Source organism: Phocaeicola faecalis (genome assembly GCF_021730445.1).
GTDB lineage: Bacteria > Bacteroidota > Bacteroidia > Bacteroidales > Bacteroidaceae > Phocaeicola > Phocaeicola faecalis.
The window spans coordinates 17,627-34,717 of record NZ_JADNRM010000016.1; the positions used below are offsets into that span (position 1 = coordinate 17,627).

Genomic DNA, 17,091 nt, shown 5'->3' on the forward strand with positions numbered 1-17,091 from the left:
ATCATATTACCAGGCTACGCGACCGTGAAAATAGAAATGTTTGAAATACTTAAGGTATAGACCTATGATATATCGTAAGGGGAGTAAAAGATGCCGAACAAGTTGTGTTTTTCTGTCTTTCTCCTTATGACGAGATGGGCAGAAAGGAATATTCTCAAAGTTCTCTTTTGAAATCTCACTAGGAGGCAATGCCTCAACACCTAGTTGCTTGGCAAGGATACTCAATACGGATTGGTCATGTCGATGTTCGATGAAAGAAGGGTGGTTGGGAATATCCGAAACTTGGTCTGTTATCAAATCCGAGCGCAACAAACAAGTCTCCTTCCAACGATGCACGAGGAGAGTACTTATTTCGCCTTTAACGAGAATAAATACCCCCCCCCAATATTGATTGGACCGCATGATTTCAGTTGATTGCAGTGCTTGTAAATAAGCCGCAGTGGAACTTTTTGTATACATATATTCTTTGTATCTGTCACTAAAGCAAACAATACCAGAAGTTGATGCTTTAGCCATATCAATATACTGCATCAAACGAGGCAATCCTTTAGCATTGAAATCACATCCGGCATCGGCATAAACCAGAATGTCACCATCAGTTAATGTGGACAAAACCCTGTCTACTAAATTGGATTTCCAACGCCAATAGCCAAAGCCCCTACGATACAACCAAGGCTTGAGTTTGCGCATGAAGTCTCTATCCAAATCCTTTTCTGTAAAGAAATGGTATTCGGTAAATGGCAAGTTTTTACAAGATAACATTTGCTTTTTCAACCTTTCCAAAGTCATGGCAAAGTCTGAATTAGCAAATGAAATAAATACTGTTCTTTTGGACATAATTCTATTTGAATATAAATGGTATTGCACGCTTTAGCACATTACCAATGAGAATTGATAGAGTAATACTAATAATCATAATACATAAACTGGAAATCCAGGAATCTCCCAATATTAATCTTAACGGCTGGATGAATGGCCAGTGACATGCAAATATGTATAAGGACTGCTTTCCAAAATAGGAGAAGATTTTTGTCAATACAGAGATTGAAGACATAAGCTTGCACGATGATATGATTGCAAATCCTCCTGACAGTGCAGATGCGTAAAAACTTAATGGGTTTTCAGGTACCCTCAAGATTGATATATCTGTGCCAGGTCGGGAAAATGTTGAAGATATGGCAAAAACTACTATTGAAACCAAGAACGCTAAACATTCCCTCCCCCTATGGCCAAGAGACTTGTTCATGAGCGTCCCCACATACAAAAACACAAAGGTAAGCAAAACTTGTGTTACCAATGAGGGCAAACAAAGAGTATGATGTGCGGAGATATAACCGATTAATGACAATAGACATACTGCATATACTATCCATTTCCTACAAATTTTTGCTACAATAGTCATCAAGACCGTTACTCCAAAAAGAGCAAACAAGAACCACAACAGAACGTCAAAAAAGGATCGAGACAGACAATGGAACCCAATGGATGGCATGCTCCCTTCAGTAATGAATAAATAGAGAATGCGTAATGGAACAAACAGAATAGCAAATACAATATATGGCAGTAACAGGCTACGCCCTTTCTTTATCAAGCAATCTGTTAAAGACTCTTCCCGAAAAGTGATTCCTGAAAGAATGAAGAACAAAGGCATATGGAATAGATAGATTAGTGAAGTGCCAAATTCGAAAAGATGGGCATACACCACCAATAGAATTCCAAAGCCTTTTGCGGAATCAATCCATTGAATTCGTTGGTTTTTCATAAAAACTTATCTCTAATCTTGATTAGTGCTTCACTAACAAACAGCCTTTCGTCGCGGGTGAGGCCAACAGTAAATATAATAATTGCTGATGCAGAGAAACAAATTATAAAAGAACCAACAACTCCAATTAAGTTGTCGGGTATCATTTGCTTTACACCAAAGCTAACTGAAAGTGACAAAAGAAATACCACGAAGGAGCGTATCAAAACTTTAATGATGAATTGTCGTTTGGAAAGATTGATTAGTTTACTCAAACAAAATAGTCGAATCATAAGACCAGTGCCAGACATTCCGATTGCCATCATATATACAGTTTCCGGTATGGCACCTAAGCGAAAAGCAATGTAGGCTGCAGGCAGTACGGATATAATGACTAATGAGGTATATATGTTGTATTGTCTGATTTGTCCTGTAGCTTGTGCAGCTACATCCAAAGGGTAAGCAAATACATCCAAGTAAGCAAATAAAAGCAATAGTAAGAAAAATGACCGAGTGTGATTGGGCACTATATCCAGCCATAACTTCAAAATGAAGTCTACATTTACCATAAATGGAAGAGACAAAAACATAATAAGAAAGAATGATATTTTGCAGGTTGTCATCACTAAACGATGCATGGAAGAAATATCACCCAATGAATATAGCTTGACTATTTGCGGATTAGATGCTAATTGAAAACTGCTACAAAATGAGCGAATGCCACTATAAGCTTGCATGGCTACAGTATAAGCCGCGTTGAGGATTGGCCCGAAAAACATGTTCAGCAATAAGTTTACGCCTTGCACAAACCCCATAGTTGAAAGATTAGCAATGATTGTCCAACCAGCAAACTTTACCATGCGATTTATAAGAATGCCATCAATAAACCGACTGAATCTAGCTTCGGGATATTTACGATGACATATAATCGCACAAATGGAAAGGTCCTGTATCTGTATATAAGCTAGAAAAATGGCGTAAAGAATTAAATTATCCCATGGTAGAACGGAGAGCATATAAACACAGATAAGTTTCAAAACTGCACTGATGATTGCAAGGAATGCAAACATACCCATATCTTCATGGGCAATGATAGACGCACTGTTGGGTACATTAATGATATTCAGGACACAAGTTAGCAACGAAAGTTGGAATACCCAAAAGGCTACATCCAATCTTTCAGTTGGTAATGACATTTTGTTGTAAAGAAACCATAATCCTACTGTTTCCGCTGTTACAATTAAAATTAAAGCGATAGCAATGTGTATAAGGAAAGCTGTAGAATAAACCTTTCGGAATGATTCTCCATTGCCTTTCCCCAGTTCAAATGTCATGAACCGCTGTGTACTTCCTGCCATGGAACCAGTAAAGACACTCAACATGGCAGTTACACCACCCACTGCTGCATAGATACCAAAATCAGTCTCACCCAAAATCTGCAAAGTGAGACGAGAGGTGAACAGAGCTATGAATAGCACAAACAACTGGCGAACGTATAGTAAACCACTGTTCTTGGCTATTCTCATACTACTGCTTCCATGCGGATTATGTGTGCCCATATATTTTTTGTTCAAGATGCTTCTATGAGATCAATTCAGAGAGTGCTTCAAACATACAAGTATTAGTCTCTTCCAAAAATATCCCTAGTATAAACTTTCTCTTTCACATCCTCCAAGCATTCGTCATAGCGATTCGCTATAATAGCATGGCTCTGTTGTTTGAAAGTATCAAGGCTATTTACTATCCGGCTGCCAAAGAATGTGGTTCCGTCCTCCAATGTCGGTTCGTAAATAATCACCTCGGCACCCTTTGCCTTGATACGCTTCATGATACCCTGAATGGCACTTTGACGGAAGTTATCAGAGTTGGACTTCATAGTGAGGCGATACACGCCTATTACACAAGTATGCTCACAGTCAGCATTGTAACTGCTGTTTTCATTATAATACCCCGCCTTGCGCAACACCGCATCTGCAATGTAATCCTTGCGAGTACGGTTACTTTCCACAATGGCTTCAATCAAATTCTCCGGAACATCCGCGTAATTGGCAAGAAGCTGCTTGGTATCTTTGGGCAGACAGTAGCCACCGTATCCGAAGGACGGATTATTGTAATGCGTGCCGATACGCGGGTCAAGACCAACACCGTCAATAATCGCTTTTGAATCAAGACCTTTCATCTCAGCGTATGTGTCCAATTCATTAAAATAGCTTACACGCAGTGCCAAGTAAGTATTGGCAAACAGCTTCACGGCTTCCGCTTCTTTCATACCCATAAAGAGAGTATCAATATCTTTTTTGAGAGCTCCTTCTTGCAATAGGGCGGCAAAGATTTTCGCCGCTTCTTTCATGTTGTCAACATCCGTCACTGTCTTGATAGCTTCATTTTCTTCTGCAAATTCCGGTGCGTCAATAATCTTCGGATAACCGACAATAATCCGGCTTGGATAAAGATTGTCATACAACGCCTTGCTTTCACGAAGGAACTCAGGTGAAAAAAGGAGGTTGAATTTCTTAACTCCTCTCTTGGCATACTTTACGTAAAGATTACGGGTATAACCCACAGGAATAGTACTCTTGATAACCATTACGGCATCAGGATTTACTTCCAGTACCAGGTCTATTACTTCTTCCACATGGGAGGTATCAAAGTAGTTTCTTACCGGATCATAGTTGGTGGGGGCAGCTATCACTACGAAGTCGGCATCCCGGTAGGCTTCGCGACCATCAAGGGTAGCTGTCAGGTTCAGTGGCTTTTCCGCCAAATATTTCTCAATATATTCATCCTGTATCGGTGAAATTCTGTTATTAAGCTTTTCCACTTTTTCGGGCACTACGTCCACCGCCTTTACCTCATGGTGTTGTGCCAACAGGGTGGCAATGCTCAAGCCTACGTAGCCTGTGCCGGCCACTGCTATTTTCAAGTCTTTAAATGTATTCATATAGGTAACTCCTCCACTTCATCTTTCTTCTCCTCTACCGCATACTCCCACGAATTCTTCATCACCACATTCCACCACTCTCTTTTCACCGCTTCTATCTCCTCGTCCAGTCCGCAGTCGCCATAGTTCTCTACCAAGAAATGCATGATAGGAGCATACAAATTTAGATTGTCACTTTGCTATTAAGAGCCCTGTAGTAACTGCGTTCCGTCATGTGGATGGATTTACATAATTCCTTCACATTGACACCACCGGCCTTTCTAAGAGTTTTGATGCTCTCAGCCAACTTTTCCGTTGAAAAATCCCTGTCTTTCATTTTTCTATGTTTAAATATCGTTAATAATACTAACCGTTCTAAAATTGTCTGTCCACTGTGGACAGACGACTCTATTTTTTCCTTTGTAACTTCGCTGTCATTATTACAAAAACAAAGCACACATGGCTATAAAAGCATTGAAACAAAGCGTCTCCATCAGCGAGGTGCAGAAAATAATCCACCAGTGGAAAAGACGGGGAGTAAACGACCCCACCATCACCAAGTTACTGGACCTCTACTTGGGTATGTCGGCATACATGACCCCCGAAGGCATCTATCCGCTCTGTAATTTCTATGACATCCGGTTATCACTCCGATTTTCGTACACATCGGCACTGGTGACTGCTGTTACAAATTGCCAGTCATTCGGAATAATTTGGGATGAGACACACACCAAGGTCATCGCATTCTACTCACCGTTATGGTATCGCAAAAAGGATGGAAATCCAATGGAATCACCGCAGAATTCTGCGCAGGAATCACCGCAGGATTCACCGCAGAAAACACCGCAGGATTCTGCGCAGGATTCTGCTTTTTATAGTAATATATTATATAATATAAATAATATATATCCTCCGGAGGATTCCCGTAAGGGAGTTTCCGCCGGAAAGGAAGCGCAAAATTCCAAGGGAACGGATGCCGAAAAGACTCCTGCGGAGATTCCTGCGGAAACGCCTGACGGCGGAAATTCTTCATCGTCGCCTGCCAAGGACTTCTTCCACCGACTCAACACCACGCCCAAAGACAAGCAGCAGGTACTGGTACCGATTATCAACAAAATCGCTGCCCTTCATCACTACAGCCGCCCAAGGGCGTTGCAAGGACTCATTGTCTTGGTCAACCAATTTCTCATCCCGCACTTTGACGCTGACCCCCGCTTTGCCCGCCACCCGCACACGGGAAGAATCATCTGGCTGCAAAACCTCATGAAGACCAGCCACGGACAGTCACTGCTGGAACAAGCCGTGGCCCGGATGGAAAGCGAACGAAGCAAGGAACTAGAGGAAAAGCGCAGGAAGCTCCGTGCATTCCGCCCCATCTCGCCCTTCGAATGGAAGGACCCCGACAAGGATTTGCGTTACTATGACGACCCCATAGACGGAAAGGTGGAAATACCGCGGGAGGCACCGCCACGACCTGCCGACACCTCCATCTGGAACATACTGTCCAACGAATGGATGGGCTAATCCGTATCGGTTACCCGGCATCTGTCTCTTATTTTTTAATTCTTAATTTTTAATTCAAATGAAACCCTACTACTCTCTCTCCGACTTTCCCGACCGCAAGAATGCGGGAAAGAATTTCATCGTCCGGTGCCCTAAATGCGGCACCATGCATCTGTATATCTCAAAAGCCAAAGGACTTTATCATTGTTTCTATGCGGGATGCGACTTCAATGGCATCCTGACCGATTATTGCAAGGACAACCGACCTATGTTCGCTTACCGCAAAGGGGATTCGCCCTCGAATGGCGCGACATATCGCCCGCAGGACAACCGGCATACGGAAAACGCTGTGAACGAAGTGCCCATGCTACCGGGCGACTACAAAGTCCTCGCCCCCACCGTGCTGCAAAAAATCAAGCCGCTGGACGAGTCGCCCGACTGTACGGACCCCGACCAGTTGGCGGCACGCCGTTATCTGGCCGACCAGGGCATCTCCCTCGCTACCGCCATTGCAGCACACATCGGCTGTCTGCGTCATTACTGCATCACCAAGGACAGTGAGGACAAACGCGAACAGGCTTCCACCGTCTTTCCCTGCATCGCCTACGTGAACTACGTAGACGGACGTCCCGTCAATGCCAAATACCGTTCATGCAGCCCCATCCAGTCGCCATCCCCCGAAGAGGAACAACCCATCGCGTACAGCAAATTCTGGAGCCAGGACTCGCCCACCACGCCATGCGCACCCTACAACATTGACTGCATCAACCCGCTGCTGGTGGAAGAGGAAATCATCCCCCGCCTCATCATCGTGGAAGGCGGAAAAGACGCCTTGATACTGATGGAAGCGGGATACCGCCATGTCATCAGCGTGCCATCGGGAGCGGCAACCGACCTGACCAAATGCTTCGAGGCCTTCATCCCCTGGCTGGACCAGGTGCAGGACATCGTAATCTGCGGCGACTCCGACTTACCCGGGCGCACACTGGTAAAGCGTCTTTCCGACTACTTCGGGGCGCGCTGCCTTTTCACCGTCCTGCCCGGAGGATGCAAGGACATAGGCGACGTGATGAAGCTCTACGGCACCGAAGTGGTGCGAACCGTCATTGACGATGCCTGTGCCTGCCAAACCACCGATATCATCACCGTGGAACAGCGCAGGAAGGAAGTGATAGACGTGCTGCACGGCAAATACGACCACGGCTACAGCGTGGGCTACGGACCGCTGACCGACCGCATTTTCCACCCCACCGACACGGGCGGCCTGATTATCATGACCGGGATGCCCAACAGCGGAAAAACAGATTTCCTGAACGACCTGACCAGCCGCATCATGCGCGACACGGAACGCTTCGTGTGCTACCTCTCCTTCGAGGTGCCGGACAAGGACAAGCATATCGCCCACCTGGTACACCTGATGCTGGGCAAAGCCAATACCACGGACTATACCGATGAACAACTGACGCCCTATGTTGATTTTCTGAACACTCACATGATTCATCTGGATATGCACGAAGTGCCACCCACCCCCGGAAACATCCTGCACCGGGCTGACTTGGTGCGCCGCAGGCAGCCGTTGAAATATCTGGTCATTGACCCCTATCTTTTTGTAGAGGCACAAAACGGAAAAGCCGAGACCGAGACCCAGAGCATCAAGTCGATGCTGACCCGGTTCCAGTCGTGGGGACGCGAACACCACATCTGGGTAGTCATTGTGGCGCATCCGCGCAGCCTGAAGAAGATAGATGGCAAGAACGAGATGGAGGACATCAACATGTACACCATATCGGGCAGTGCAAACTGGGCGAACCTGGCCGATTTCATTCTTTCCATCACCCGCGTAAACGAACCCAACCGTGCCTTCACCCGTCTGGATGTGTTGAAAGTGCGCGACCAGGAACTGTGCCGCACAGGAACCGTGTACTACACCCGCCAGCCCTGCGGACGCTACGAAGAGCACGAGAGCGAGGAAGAATGCAGTAACGGATGAGAATGGATAATGCCTAATTTACACATACGGTGGCATCGCCTCATACGTACGTACGTGTGGGGCGATACATACGTATGCATAAGCCTACACGTACTAACGTGATTTGCCATACCGACAGCCGCGAAATCCGACCGCCTATCCCGGCCTTCCCAGATAATGGAAAATCAATTCCACCTGCACTGCATTGAAAATACGCTGTCTCTCCACATAGCCCGAATCGAGCAAAGCATAATAGAGCAATTTGTGATGGTGTATCCAGGCGGAAAGACGGTTCAACGCCGCCACAGGAGTAATATCGGGGGCATACCCCACTGCCAAATCACGTTTATAATAAGGTTTCACCGGCCATTCGCCCAAATACGTTTCTTCTTCCTTCATAACATTTACTATTTTTACTATAATATTCTAACTTAAAATCATCAATTACTCATTGTACATTAATGATTTCGTATCGTTTATCTTCATAGCAAATGTAATGAAAATAGTCCATATATAGAAATAATCCGAAGCCTTTAATTCACTTTATTTCACCTTCTGCCACAGTGTGTCACACATCCTCATGCCTGTTTACGCCCTTTCACAATCTCCCCTTTACGGAGTGTTATCTTTGTCATGTTCAATTTATATAAACCATTAAAAAACAGAATCATTATGGCATTAAATTACAGTGTTGCATTACGTCCCAATCCGCAGGAAAAGGATGCAAGTCCCAAGGCTTACGCCACAGCTCAAATAAACGGAGAGCTTACCTTGAAACAACTCAGCAAGCGTATTTCCTCACAGACCACCGTGAGCCGCGCCGATGTGGTGGCCGTCCTCACCGCTACCGTAGACAATCTGTTGGAAGCCCTCACCGAAGGCAAGCAAGTAGACTTTGGCGACTTGGGCAAGTTCCGTCTCCAGATTATCAGTGAAGGTGCGGACAATCTGGCCGACTTTACCGCCGCCCGCATCACCGGGGTAAACATCCAGTATATTCCCGGTGAGGACTTGAAAACCATCTTCGGTTCACTGGAGTTCCAGCCGGTAGCCAGCCGTGCCGCACAAGCAGCCGCACTACGCGCCGAAAAGGAAGGAAAAGCCGTGGCAGACCTGCTGAAGCCCAAAAACGAACCGGAACTTTAATGTATCACTCGCTAAACTTTATTCGTATGGAAAATCAGAAAAGAAAATCCAACTGGGGTATTATCCTCAAAGTTATCATTGCTGTGGCGACCGCCATAGCCAGCGCCATAGGCATACAAAGTTGCATTTAGCCGGCCGGCATTTCATCATCATTCTTTGTTCTTGCTTTGATGCGGAAGCGGAACACCGCAGCATCTGACGATGAATCGTTTTTGGGAAAGGGGGTTGTGTCAAAACGTGGATAATGCTGTCGTGTAGTTCGTAGGGGCGAGGTTCGCTCGCCCGAAAACAGTTTACTTTGTGCTTTCGGGCAGGCAAACCCTGCCCCTACAGCTGACGATAGGCTGGTTTAGTTTTGACACACTCCCCTTTTTTTATCGTATCACTTCATTTATTTTTCTGTCTTCTTCATGTAAATCGCAAGCACTCAACTCCTTTTTTCCTTTCGATAATACATAAGATGTATATTGTAGCCATCCTGATGTAAAGAAACTGCGTATTCTGGGCTATACGCTTAGACCTGGATTTCGCATTATAATAATCGCCGGAACTTATTCTTAACGATACGGGATGATTTCAAACATTTTCACCCGCTTTTAAGATATTGGCAGTCTGCTTGATATCCAGACTTTCACGATAAGCCTCTGCCGCACAAAGAAGCAATTTATAATATATATTCCACTAATTCTCCGGCAGCACATTCCACATTAAAACAGTCCAATAATTCTAATAAAGCGTCATCGGAAAGACTAAGTTGTTGTTGAGGGCCATTTTTAGGATATATATCAAGAAGAACAACTTTTTCTTCCTGTTTATAAGCCATATATATCAGTCGATAACCATCTTTACGAGCCAATTGGTGTTTCTTGTCAGGCATTCGCAATTTAACAACGACCATTGCATCATCTACCAATATCATATCACGATTGTTGCGTATTTCCTCTATGGTAGCATTTGCAAAAGCATTGTGCACTTCTTTATCGACACCTGCATAAACTCCTTTTTTGACTTGAAGTAAGTTTTGTAATCGCTTACGAAAATAGGAAATACTATAAAAAACAGTCATGACAATGTTATTTGGAGACCAAAGACCGGGTTGCGGAGATGATACTTTGGTATCGGGGATTCTGAAAAATACCAACCTTAAAATGTTTGAAATCACAATCAATCTCTTCAATGGCTGATATATTCATACGCAAGCGTTCGCAACGTTCCTTGATTTGCGGATAAAAAGATTCTAGACAATAGGATGTATACAAACCTTTTAGCGTTTCGATAAGCAACCCCAACTGATAAGAAAACTGACCGTAATCATCTTTTGTGACAGAAGGATAGACATTGTACAGTTCCTCATAAAGTTGGTCCAGCTGGTTATTGAGTATGGTCAAACTTCTCTTGTGCGCTGAAACTTGCGGAACACAAATATCCACTCGCCGGGCAAAAGAACGCTTGCTCAAGCGAATGATAGAATGGGATATGTATTCTGTTTGGCACATTTTGATTGTATTTTCAATTTTCAGTATTTCAAAATTACTGCTTATTTTTGTAAGCAGCAACTAATTAACTTTTTTTCTTCTATACTTAATGACATAATTCGATTCCTTCCGTTTCCACGTTTTTATAAAACGGAGTAAAATTACGTTTCTCACAATCCATATAGGTGTAGAGCAACGAATTGATTTCGGCTCCTATCTTCCATCCCAATTCTACCAAGGGATGGGCACACGGTCAAAGTCATCATCGCCTATGCGAGATTGGTTTAAAAGGATAAGAATGTCCCAATCAGACTCCGTATGTGCGTCTCCGCGTGCCTGAAACCCGAACAGTACGACCCGACCATCCAAAGGTACTACTTGAGAACTGTTTCACGAATAGAATGAAGAATTTCATTTTTCTGCATGAGGACAATGTTGTATATTCACTCCGCCTGCTTTTCTCTCATATTCCCCAGTTCCCTCAACATGCTTTCCTTTTCAGCGCTCATCTTGCCTTGTTTGATGAGTTTCATATTATATTTCCACCAATTGAGCAAGCCTCTGTGTTCTACCTTCTTTTTGTCGGGCAGATGATGATGCTCCAAGATATATTCCTTGAGCTTTTCATAATTGATTTGCCATTGTTCTTCTCTTGTTGACATGATAATGAATAATCCGGATTTATGCCACCGCCTCGTTTTCTGACCTGCGGTTATTGTTTTTCCTGCAACTCTTGAAGTATGTCATTCAGGATATAGATGTCGCTCATAAGGTGAAGCCCATAACGGCTGTCATGCAACATAGAACATGTCTTTGTATTATAAAATATGCCAAGAGCACGTTCCGGAGTAACATGCAGAATATTTGCCAACATCATGACTATCCGACTGATTTTTCGCCATAACACTTGTGCTTTCATCTTTCAAATCAAAGTTATAAACATTTACCCATGCTTGAGATACATTGCGAATGAGTTGCATACGTACAGCCCAACGTTCAGCTTGACTACATAGCTCTGTCATGTAGAAGCCTTTACCAAAATCAAGGTCCTCACGACCTACATTAGCCAACGGATGTTCTAACTGAAGAGTTGTTCCATGATACAGCGTAATCATGAGTCTTTCCTTTCTTTTTCGAATGCAGACTGATGGTTCTCATGATTTCGCAGAGCTTCCACTACATCCTCAGCTACATGTTTGAGACTTTGCGTGTGCATCACGTCATAGCAATCCAAAATCAGACGTTGCAATAAGCCAACTTGCAATAAACGTTGGTACATCTCCATCGGAGATACATTCATCTCCTTTGCTGCCGATTCTATTGCCATTACCGCAAAATGTATCTTGTTCAATTCTGATTCTCTGCTATCCATAATCCTGCGATTGTAAGTTTACTATTGCAAAGAAACAAATTACTCTTCGTTTTTCCTAATCGCTTTCATTGTTTTTTTAGCTATTAGTTTAAAAGCTGATACTATTGGACGATAATTATCATTTTCATCCAAAACAGCCACCAAGCCTTTGAGAGAATCTATATTGGGAGCGAAAACAGAATTCTCGTAGATATTTATATTAAATTAATGCATAAATCACCTATCATCATATAGGAGTTCATGTCTATCAACTCCAGGCGGGCATCAGCTTCTTCGGCCGTTATGCCTTCCCAACCGCCTTTCTCATCCCATTCTTTTGTCCAGTTGTCAAGGTGGAAAAGATAGAACTTATAGAAGCGCTCATCTTCTTCGTCGGCACAAGTGTAAAGATAATCGGCAATGCACTTCATGACTGAAGCGCTGGCAAACGAATGGCTTAAGGCATCGGTGAGCAGGTGATGGCACAGCTGATAACAACGGTGTTCCTTTTCACTGTCAACCACGGCTATAGTTTCGCGAATAATCCGGAAAAGGCCACAGATGATGCGGGCACGTTGCTCTATGTCTGTCTCCTGTGCATAACGCAACTCCAACTGCACGAAAATATCATTCAAATATGACTGACACATACGCTGTTCACCAGGTTTTGATTCGGGTGAACCGGTATAAATCAGCATATACAAAGAAGAGTATTTTTCTGCACAGGACAGTAATTCCTCCAGACTCTTTTCTTCTATCTGTTCCAAATGGCTATTGTTTTTATAAGGTTTCACAATTCCAACGGGAGATGCGAACCATCACACCTATACCGGCTATTGTTTTAACGAAATAATACTTCTTGCTTTTTCTGATAAGCCGCCCGGTGAAGCCTTTAAAGGGACCGGACAAAATACGTACTGCATGCCCAACCGTGATGTCACCGCTTTCGGGCAACTCAAAAATGAGAGCATTGAACCGGGGGTCGCAAAGCATACGCATTTCCAGCATTTCACGAGCAGGGATTTCATAGAAAGCGGAATCGGCTTCCCGTTTCAGAGGACTAATCGGTATCGGACATCGAGCTAATTTTTCAGCTATCTCTTTTCTATAGGCCGTTTTCTTTAAGAAGATTAGATTATGAATTGCCGGAACCAATATACGCTCCGGTTTCTGTCCCTCTTTCACCACCACTTTGCCGGAATCCATCATCGGAACAAAACTGTAAAGTGATTCACCTTCAAAGAAATCAACGACTTTCTGTTCCTGACAATTAAAGGTACGAATAGCGTACCAAGGAGTTTCGTCCACCTTTTCTGCTTCAGTGGAATTCGTTTCTGTCATTAATGTTAGAATAATTACAAATATTAAATGGAGCTTTTATCACTGCATCCTTTTTATGATACTCCTCTCCCTTTCCTCGAAAATGAATTTCGAAGGCAGTTCTGAATTACCATTAAAGATTACAGCTTTTGAAGCACCACCGCACAAGAGGTAAGAAAAAACTATAACTGATTATTTATCAATGATATACGAACTACACTTTTGATTAAGCAAGACGACTGCAAACAACTTATTTGATACTTTCGGGCATAAAAACAAAAAAAGTAAGATTTGCTGTAGTAAACTGAATTTAATACCTTTGCAGCGTTTATAGCAATGATGCTTTAATCTGCGAGGTCATACCTCTTGTGCGGAGTAACACACATCCCGGCTTTTTGTTCTTTTCATTTTTCCGGTTTTATAAACTTTAACAAACTGCTCCGCTAATTGTGCATTGGCAGCGTGCAATCGTTCATCACCTATTCCGCGTATATAATATAAAGACGTTTGGGAGGAAGCATGGCCCAGTGCTTTTGCAATGACAGGGAGTTCCACTCCGGATTGATAAGCGACACTTGCCCAGGTATAGCGCGGCACGTAAGAAGTGAGGTCGCTCTTGATGTTTGCCATTTGTCCCAGTTTTTTCAATACTTTATTATAATAGCACAGTTTTCCCTTATATTGCCGGTAAGCTAGCTTTTCATTCGAACTGGTTATTAACGGAAAGACATAATCAGTGGTGGAAGATTCTGCATAGCGATTGAGAATGGCATGCATACAAGGTTCCAAATGAATACGCACCGTATAATTGGTTTTATGACGGTTGTAAGTGAGTATGTTATTTTTTATCTGAGACTTCTTGAGAAAGGCAAGGTCGACAAACGGCATTCCACAAAGCAGGACACTCATAATAAAAAGATTACGGGCAAGCTCGACAAAAGAGCCCGCTTCCAACTTTAAAGCCTGAAGTTTACGCACTTCGGACACCGTGATAGAACGCTTCTCTGTTTTGGGATAACCGGTATACACTCTGGCAAAAGGAAACTTTTGCCGACACAGTTCGCGCTCGACCGCCTTATTGTACAAAGCACGGAGAGAGCGGAAATAACACGAAACCGTACTCATGCCCACACGTGACTTGAGCCACTTTTCGTAATCCTGCATCAGCGAAGGGGTGATTTCGTGGAAACAAATATCTTTACGCCCATAAAAACAAAGAAAGGAACGGACGGCTGTACCATAATTCCGCGCCATGCTGTAGCATCCTATCTGATGGGCATGGGCTATTTCCTGTCTGGCGAACTTCAAAAAAGACACTTGCGGCACATCTATCACTTTAGAAGGAGACGAAATCTTATTTTTACTTTCTTTACACACACGAATGCTGAAACGAACATATATTTTTATCATAACACTACTTTCTGTTTTTTAATAACACGACAATCTATGCAACATCAAAACTATTTTGTACATTTGTCCACTTTATCATCTGCAAACTTATACATATATATTATAAACATGAAAATAAATAAAGTATTAATGATAGCCGCCTCTTTCGCATTTATAACAGCATGCGGTGCCGGCTCAAAAAAAGAGAATCATCAAATGGAAAACGAAAAGCGTACGCAGGTAAAACTGGAAACAACAATGGGAAACATCACTGTGGAACTGTATAACGAAACACCGAAGCATCGCGATAACTTTATCAAACTTACCAAAGAAGGTGTGTATGACAGTACTCTCTTCCATCGTGTCATCAAGCAATTCATGGTGCAAGCCGGTGACCCGACCAGCAAAACGGCATCTGATACTGCCATGTTGGGCAACGGAGATGTCGGCTATACGGTTCCGGCCGAATTCGTTCCCAAATTCTTCCATCACAAAGGTGCACTGGCAGCAGCCCGCGAGGGAGACAACGTGAATCCGCAAAAGGCTTCTTCCGGCTGCCAGTTCTATATCGTGACAGGACGCAAATTTACAGAGCCCCAACTGCTCGGCATGGAGAACAAGATTAATGAACAACGCGAGGAAGCGATTTTCGACAGTCTGGCACAGAAGCACATGAAAGAAATTTATAAAATGCGTAAAGCCGGTGACACGGAAGGACTGTATGCCTTGCAAGATACACTCGAAGCCCAAGCACAGGCAATGGCGGATAAAGAAGAAAAGTTCCATTTCACTCCCCGGCAGATTCAGGCTTATACCACTGTGGGAGGCGCACCTCATCTGGACGGTTCGTACACCGTATTCGGTGAAGTGGTGGAAGGTATGGAAACGGTAGAGAAGATAGAGATTGCCAAGACCAACCGTGCCGACCGTCCGTTGGATAATATACGCATCCTGAAAGCGACTGTTGTAGAATAAACCGAAGTCACCCGCAAAAAAAATGATAGAAATCAACAGACATACCCTGTCAAACGGACTGCGCATTGTCCATTCGGAGGATAACACCACCCAAATGGTGGCACTGAATATCCTCTATGATGTGGGTGCACGCGATGAAGACCCCGAACATACGGGCTTTGCTCACTTGTTTGAGCATCTGATGTTCGGCGGTTCCATCAATGTGCCCGATTATGACACTCCGGTGCAGAACGCCGGCGGAGAGAATAATGCATGGACCAACAACGATATCACCAATTACTACATCACTCTTCCGCGCCAAAATGTGGAAACAGGTTTCTGGCTCGAAAGTGACCGTATGTTATCGCTGGATTTCAACCCACGCAGTCTGGAGGTGCAGCGTCAAGTGGTGATAGAGGAGTTCAAGCAACGGAATCTGAACCAGCCCTACGGTGATGCTTCTCATTTGTTGCGTGCATTAGCCTACAAAGTGCACCCTTACCGGTGGCCTACCATCGGAAAAGAAATCAGCCACATCGCCAATGCTACTCCTGAAGAGGTGCAGGCTTTCTTTTTTCGCTATTACGCTCCCGACAATGCTATCCTGGCGGTGGCGGGACATATCACTTTTGAAGAAACAGTGGCACTGGCCGAGAAGTGGTTCAGTCCGATTCCCTGCCGCCACGTCGCCCGCCGTTCGCTCCCCATGGAACCGGTGCAGACAGAGGAACGCCGCCTGAGTGTGGAACGGAATGTGCCGGTGGATGCCCTGTATATGGCTTTCCACATGTGTGCGCGCAACCATCCCGACTATTATGCATTTGATATGCTGAGCGACTTGCTGAGCAGCGGACGCTCCTCACGTTTCGTACAACATTTGGTACAGGAAAAGCAAGTGTTCAACTCCATTGACGCGTATATATCCGGAAGCATCGATGAGGGCCTGTTCCATATCGTGGGAAAACCTGCACCGGAAGTGACTCTGGAAGAAGCGGAAAGAGCTGTGTGGGAAGAACTTGCCTTACTGACCGAAGGCTGTATAGACGAGAACGAATTGGAAAAAGTAAAGAACCGCTACGAAAGCGAACAGATATTCAACAATCTCAATTACCTGAATGTGGCCACCAATCTGGCTTATTTCGAGTTAATCGGAAAAGCTGAAGATATAAATACGGAAGTGGAGAAATATCGTTCTGTCACGAAAGAACAAATTAAGGAAGCGGCGAAACGAACATTTTTGCCGGGGAATTGTTCCGTATTGTATTATAAAGCTGCCGCCAAAGATGCAAGCCGCACGCCGTAAGAGAACGGAAAAAATATATA

At 44.0% G+C, this 17,091-nt stretch carries 22 protein-coding genes and 1 pseudogene; 6 read left to right on the forward strand and 17 right to left on the reverse strand.

Going from position 1 to position 17,091, the window contains the following annotated elements; genetic code table 11:
• Positions 1–6: 6 nt before the first annotated feature.
• From IR173_RS13745 to IR173_RS13765, 6 genes are all read right to left on the reverse strand, one after another.
• Positions 7–837 (reverse strand): hypothetical protein, encoded by an 831-nt coding sequence (locus IR173_RS13745; protein WP_237040170.1) that lies wholly within the window; start codon positions 835–837, stop codon positions 7–9.
• Between the two features lie 4 nt (positions 838–841).
• Positions 842–1,762 (reverse strand): acyltransferase family protein, encoded by a 921-nt coding sequence (locus IR173_RS18245; RefSeq protein ID WP_394800676.1) that lies wholly within the window; start codon positions 1,760–1,762, stop codon positions 842–844.
• The gene (locus tag IR173_RS13750) at positions 1,759–3,300 is read right to left on the reverse strand and encodes an MATE family efflux transporter (protein ID WP_237040171.1); all 1,542 of its coding nucleotides are present in this window, start codon (positions 3,298–3,300) and stop codon (positions 1,759–1,761) included. The genes IR173_RS18245 and IR173_RS13750 overlap by 4 nt, the downstream gene beginning before the upstream one ends.
• Positions 3,301–3,362: 62 nt before the next feature.
• Complete coding sequence (locus tag IR173_RS13755; RefSeq protein WP_237040172.1) at positions 3,363–4,682, reverse strand: UDP binding domain-containing protein; 1,320 nt, start codon at positions 4,680–4,682, stop codon at positions 3,363–3,365.
• Complete coding sequence (locus IR173_RS13760; protein ID WP_237040174.1) at positions 4,679–4,828, reverse strand: hypothetical protein; 150 nt, start codon at positions 4,826–4,828, stop codon at positions 4,679–4,681. The genes IR173_RS13755 and IR173_RS13760 overlap by 4 nt, the downstream gene beginning before the upstream one ends.
• 17 nt (positions 4,829–4,845) lie before the next feature.
• Positions 4,846–4,998 carry a hypothetical protein gene (locus IR173_RS13765; protein WP_237040175.1) on the reverse strand — a complete coding sequence of 51 codons (153 nt, stop codon included), beginning with the start codon at positions 4,996–4,998 and terminating at the stop codon, positions 4,846–4,848.
• A gap of 122 nt (positions 4,999–5,120) precedes the next feature.
• On the opposite strand from IR173_RS13765, the gene IR173_RS13770 reads away from it, so the two are divergent.
• The gene (locus IR173_RS13770; RefSeq protein WP_237040176.1) at positions 5,121–6,185 is read left to right on the forward strand and encodes a hypothetical protein; all 1,065 of its coding nucleotides are present in this window, start codon (positions 5,121–5,123) and stop codon (positions 6,183–6,185) included.
• A gap of 58 nt (positions 6,186–6,243) precedes the next feature.
• The gene (locus IR173_RS13775) at positions 6,244–8,154 is read left to right on the forward strand and encodes a bifunctional DNA primase/helicase (RefSeq protein WP_237040177.1); all 1,911 of its coding nucleotides are present in this window, start codon (positions 6,244–6,246) and stop codon (positions 8,152–8,154) included.
• Between the two features lie 135 nt (positions 8,155–8,289).
• Here IR173_RS13775 and IR173_RS13780 read toward each other — a convergent pair whose 3' ends face one another.
• The gene (locus IR173_RS13780; RefSeq protein WP_237040178.1) at positions 8,290–8,532 is read right to left on the reverse strand and encodes a DUF4248 domain-containing protein; all 243 of its coding nucleotides are present in this window, start codon (positions 8,530–8,532) and stop codon (positions 8,290–8,292) included.
• Positions 8,533–8,805: 273 nt separating this feature from the next.
• On the opposite strand from IR173_RS13780, the gene IR173_RS13785 reads away from it, so the two are divergent.
• Together IR173_RS13785 and IR173_RS13790 are read left to right on the forward strand one after the other, a co-directional pair.
• Positions 8,806–9,279, forward strand: a complete 474-nt coding sequence (locus IR173_RS13785) for an HU family DNA-binding protein (RefSeq protein WP_237040179.1) — start codon at positions 8,806–8,808, stop codon at positions 9,277–9,279.
• A gap of 26 nt (positions 9,280–9,305) precedes the next feature.
• Positions 9,306–9,410, forward strand: coding sequence for a smalltalk protein (locus IR173_RS13790; protein ID WP_237040239.1), 105 nt, complete (start codon positions 9,306–9,308; stop codon positions 9,408–9,410).
• A gap of 533 nt (positions 9,411–9,943) precedes the next feature.
• Here IR173_RS13790 and IR173_RS13795 read toward each other — a convergent pair.
• The 10 genes and pseudogenes from IR173_RS13795 to IR173_RS13840 form a co-directional block, all read right to left on the reverse strand.
• Positions 9,944–10,345 (reverse strand): hypothetical protein, encoded by a 402-nt coding sequence (locus IR173_RS13795; protein ID WP_237040180.1) that lies wholly within the window; start codon positions 10,343–10,345, stop codon positions 9,944–9,946.
• A gap of 7 nt (positions 10,346–10,352) precedes the next feature.
• On the reverse strand, positions 10,353–10,775 hold the full coding sequence (locus IR173_RS13800) for a hypothetical protein (RefSeq protein ID WP_237040181.1): 423 nt from the start codon (positions 10,773–10,775) through the stop codon (positions 10,353–10,355).
• A gap of 85 nt (positions 10,776–10,860) precedes the next feature.
• Positions 10,861–11,179, reverse strand: a pseudogene (locus IR173_RS13805) (nucleotidyltransferase domain-containing protein).
• Between the two features lie 18 nt (positions 11,180–11,197).
• Positions 11,198–11,416, reverse strand: coding sequence for a helicase associated domain-containing protein (locus IR173_RS13810; RefSeq protein WP_237040182.1), 219 nt, complete (start codon positions 11,414–11,416; stop codon positions 11,198–11,200).
• Positions 11,417–11,466: 50 nt separating this feature from the next.
• Positions 11,467–11,673, reverse strand: a complete 207-nt coding sequence (locus IR173_RS13815; protein WP_237040183.1) for a DUF3791 domain-containing protein — start codon at positions 11,671–11,673, stop codon at positions 11,467–11,469.
• Positions 11,573–11,869: a DUF3990 domain-containing protein gene (locus tag IR173_RS13820; RefSeq protein ID WP_237040184.1), complete on the reverse strand. Its 297-nt coding sequence runs from the start codon at positions 11,867–11,869 to the stop codon at positions 11,573–11,575. Before IR173_RS13820 ends, IR173_RS13815 begins: the two co-directional genes overlap by 101 nt.
• Positions 11,866–12,126 carry a DUF3791 domain-containing protein gene (locus tag IR173_RS13825; RefSeq protein WP_237040185.1) on the reverse strand — a complete coding sequence of 87 codons (261 nt, stop codon included), beginning with the start codon at positions 12,124–12,126 and terminating at the stop codon, positions 11,866–11,868. The genes IR173_RS13820 and IR173_RS13825 overlap by 4 nt, the downstream gene beginning before the upstream one ends.
• Positions 12,127–12,320: 194 nt before the next feature.
• Complete coding sequence (locus IR173_RS13830; RefSeq protein WP_237040186.1) at positions 12,321–12,872, reverse strand: hypothetical protein; 552 nt, start codon at positions 12,870–12,872, stop codon at positions 12,321–12,323.
• Between the two features lie 13 nt (positions 12,873–12,885).
• Positions 12,886–13,446 carry a UpxY family transcription antiterminator gene (locus IR173_RS13835; RefSeq protein WP_237040187.1) on the reverse strand — a complete coding sequence of 187 codons (561 nt, stop codon included), beginning with the start codon at positions 13,444–13,446 and terminating at the stop codon, positions 12,886–12,888.
• A 336-nt stretch (positions 13,447–13,782) separates the two neighbouring features.
• The gene (locus tag IR173_RS13840; RefSeq protein WP_237040188.1) at positions 13,783–14,835 is read right to left on the reverse strand and encodes a tyrosine-type recombinase/integrase; all 1,053 of its coding nucleotides are present in this window, start codon (positions 14,833–14,835) and stop codon (positions 13,783–13,785) included.
• 108 nt (positions 14,836–14,943) lie between these two features.
• On the opposite strand from IR173_RS13840, the gene IR173_RS13845 reads away from it, so the two are divergent.
• Positions 14,944–15,789 (forward strand): peptidylprolyl isomerase, encoded by an 846-nt coding sequence (locus tag IR173_RS13845; RefSeq protein WP_237040189.1) that lies wholly within the window; start codon positions 14,944–14,946, stop codon positions 15,787–15,789.
• A gap of 22 nt (positions 15,790–15,811) precedes the next feature.
• Positions 15,812–17,071: a M16 family metallopeptidase gene (locus IR173_RS13850; protein WP_237040190.1), complete on the forward strand. Its 1,260-nt coding sequence runs from the start codon at positions 15,812–15,814 to the stop codon at positions 17,069–17,071.
• Positions 17,072–17,091: the final 20 nt, after the last annotated feature.

Coding starts and splice junctions, on each gene's coding strand:
- IR173_RS18245 (WP_394800676.1), bottom strand. CDS start 1,762: ATGAAAAACCAACGAATTCAATGGATTGATTCCGCAAAAGGCTTTGGA.
- IR173_RS13770 (WP_237040176.1), top strand. CDS start 5,121: ATGGCTATAAAAGCATTGAAACAAAGCGTCTCCATCAGCGAGGTGCAG.
- IR173_RS13815 (WP_237040183.1), bottom strand. CDS start 11,673: ATGAAAGCACAAGTGTTATGGCGAAAAATCAGTCGGATAGTCATGATG.
- IR173_RS13745 (WP_237040170.1), bottom strand. CDS start 837: ATGTCCAAAAGAACAGTATTTATTTCATTTGCTAATTCAGACTTTGCC.
- IR173_RS13780 (WP_237040178.1), bottom strand. CDS start 8,532: ATGAAGGAAGAAGAAACGTATTTGGGCGAATGGCCGGTGAAACCTTAT.
- IR173_RS13795 (WP_237040180.1), bottom strand. CDS start 10,345: ATGACTGTTTTTTATAGTATTTCCTATTTTCGTAAGCGATTACAAAAC.
- IR173_RS13760 (WP_237040174.1), bottom strand. CDS start 4,828: ATGCATTTCTTGGTAGAGAACTATGGCGACTGCGGACTGGACGAGGAG.
- IR173_RS13750 (WP_237040171.1), bottom strand. CDS start 3,300: ATGGGCACACATAATCCGCATGGAAGCAGTAGTATGAGAATAGCCAAG.
- IR173_RS13800 (WP_237040181.1), bottom strand. CDS start 10,775: ATGTGCCAAACAGAATACATATCCCATTCTATCATTCGCTTGAGCAAG.
- IR173_RS13835 (WP_237040187.1), bottom strand. CDS start 13,446: ATGACAGAAACGAATTCCACTGAAGCAGAAAAGGTGGACGAAACTCCT.
- IR173_RS13850 (WP_237040190.1), top strand. CDS start 15,812: ATGATAGAAATCAACAGACATACCCTGTCAAACGGACTGCGCATTGTC.
- IR173_RS13845 (WP_237040189.1), top strand. CDS start 14,944: ATGAAAATAAATAAAGTATTAATGATAGCCGCCTCTTTCGCATTTATA.
- IR173_RS13790 (WP_237040239.1), top strand. CDS start 9,306: ATGGAAAATCAGAAAAGAAAATCCAACTGGGGTATTATCCTCAAAGTT.
- IR173_RS13785 (WP_237040179.1), top strand. CDS start 8,806: ATGGCATTAAATTACAGTGTTGCATTACGTCCCAATCCGCAGGAAAAG.
- IR173_RS13825 (WP_237040185.1), bottom strand. CDS start 12,126: ATGGATAGCAGAGAATCAGAATTGAACAAGATACATTTTGCGGTAATG.
- IR173_RS13810 (WP_237040182.1), bottom strand. CDS start 11,416: ATGTCAACAAGAGAAGAACAATGGCAAATCAATTATGAAAAGCTCAAG.
- IR173_RS13755 (WP_237040172.1), bottom strand. CDS start 4,682: ATGAATACATTTAAAGACTTGAAAATAGCAGTGGCCGGCACAGGCTAC.
- IR173_RS13775 (WP_237040177.1), top strand. CDS start 6,244: ATGAAACCCTACTACTCTCTCTCCGACTTTCCCGACCGCAAGAATGCG.
- IR173_RS13840 (WP_237040188.1), bottom strand. CDS start 14,835: ATGATAAAAATATATGTTCGTTTCAGCATTCGTGTGTGTAAAGAAAGT.
- IR173_RS13765 (WP_237040175.1), bottom strand. CDS start 4,998: ATGAAAGACAGGGATTTTTCAACGGAAAAGTTGGCTGAGAGCATCAAA.
- IR173_RS13820 (WP_237040184.1), bottom strand. CDS start 11,869: ATGATTACGCTGTATCATGGAACAACTCTTCAGTTAGAACATCCGTTG.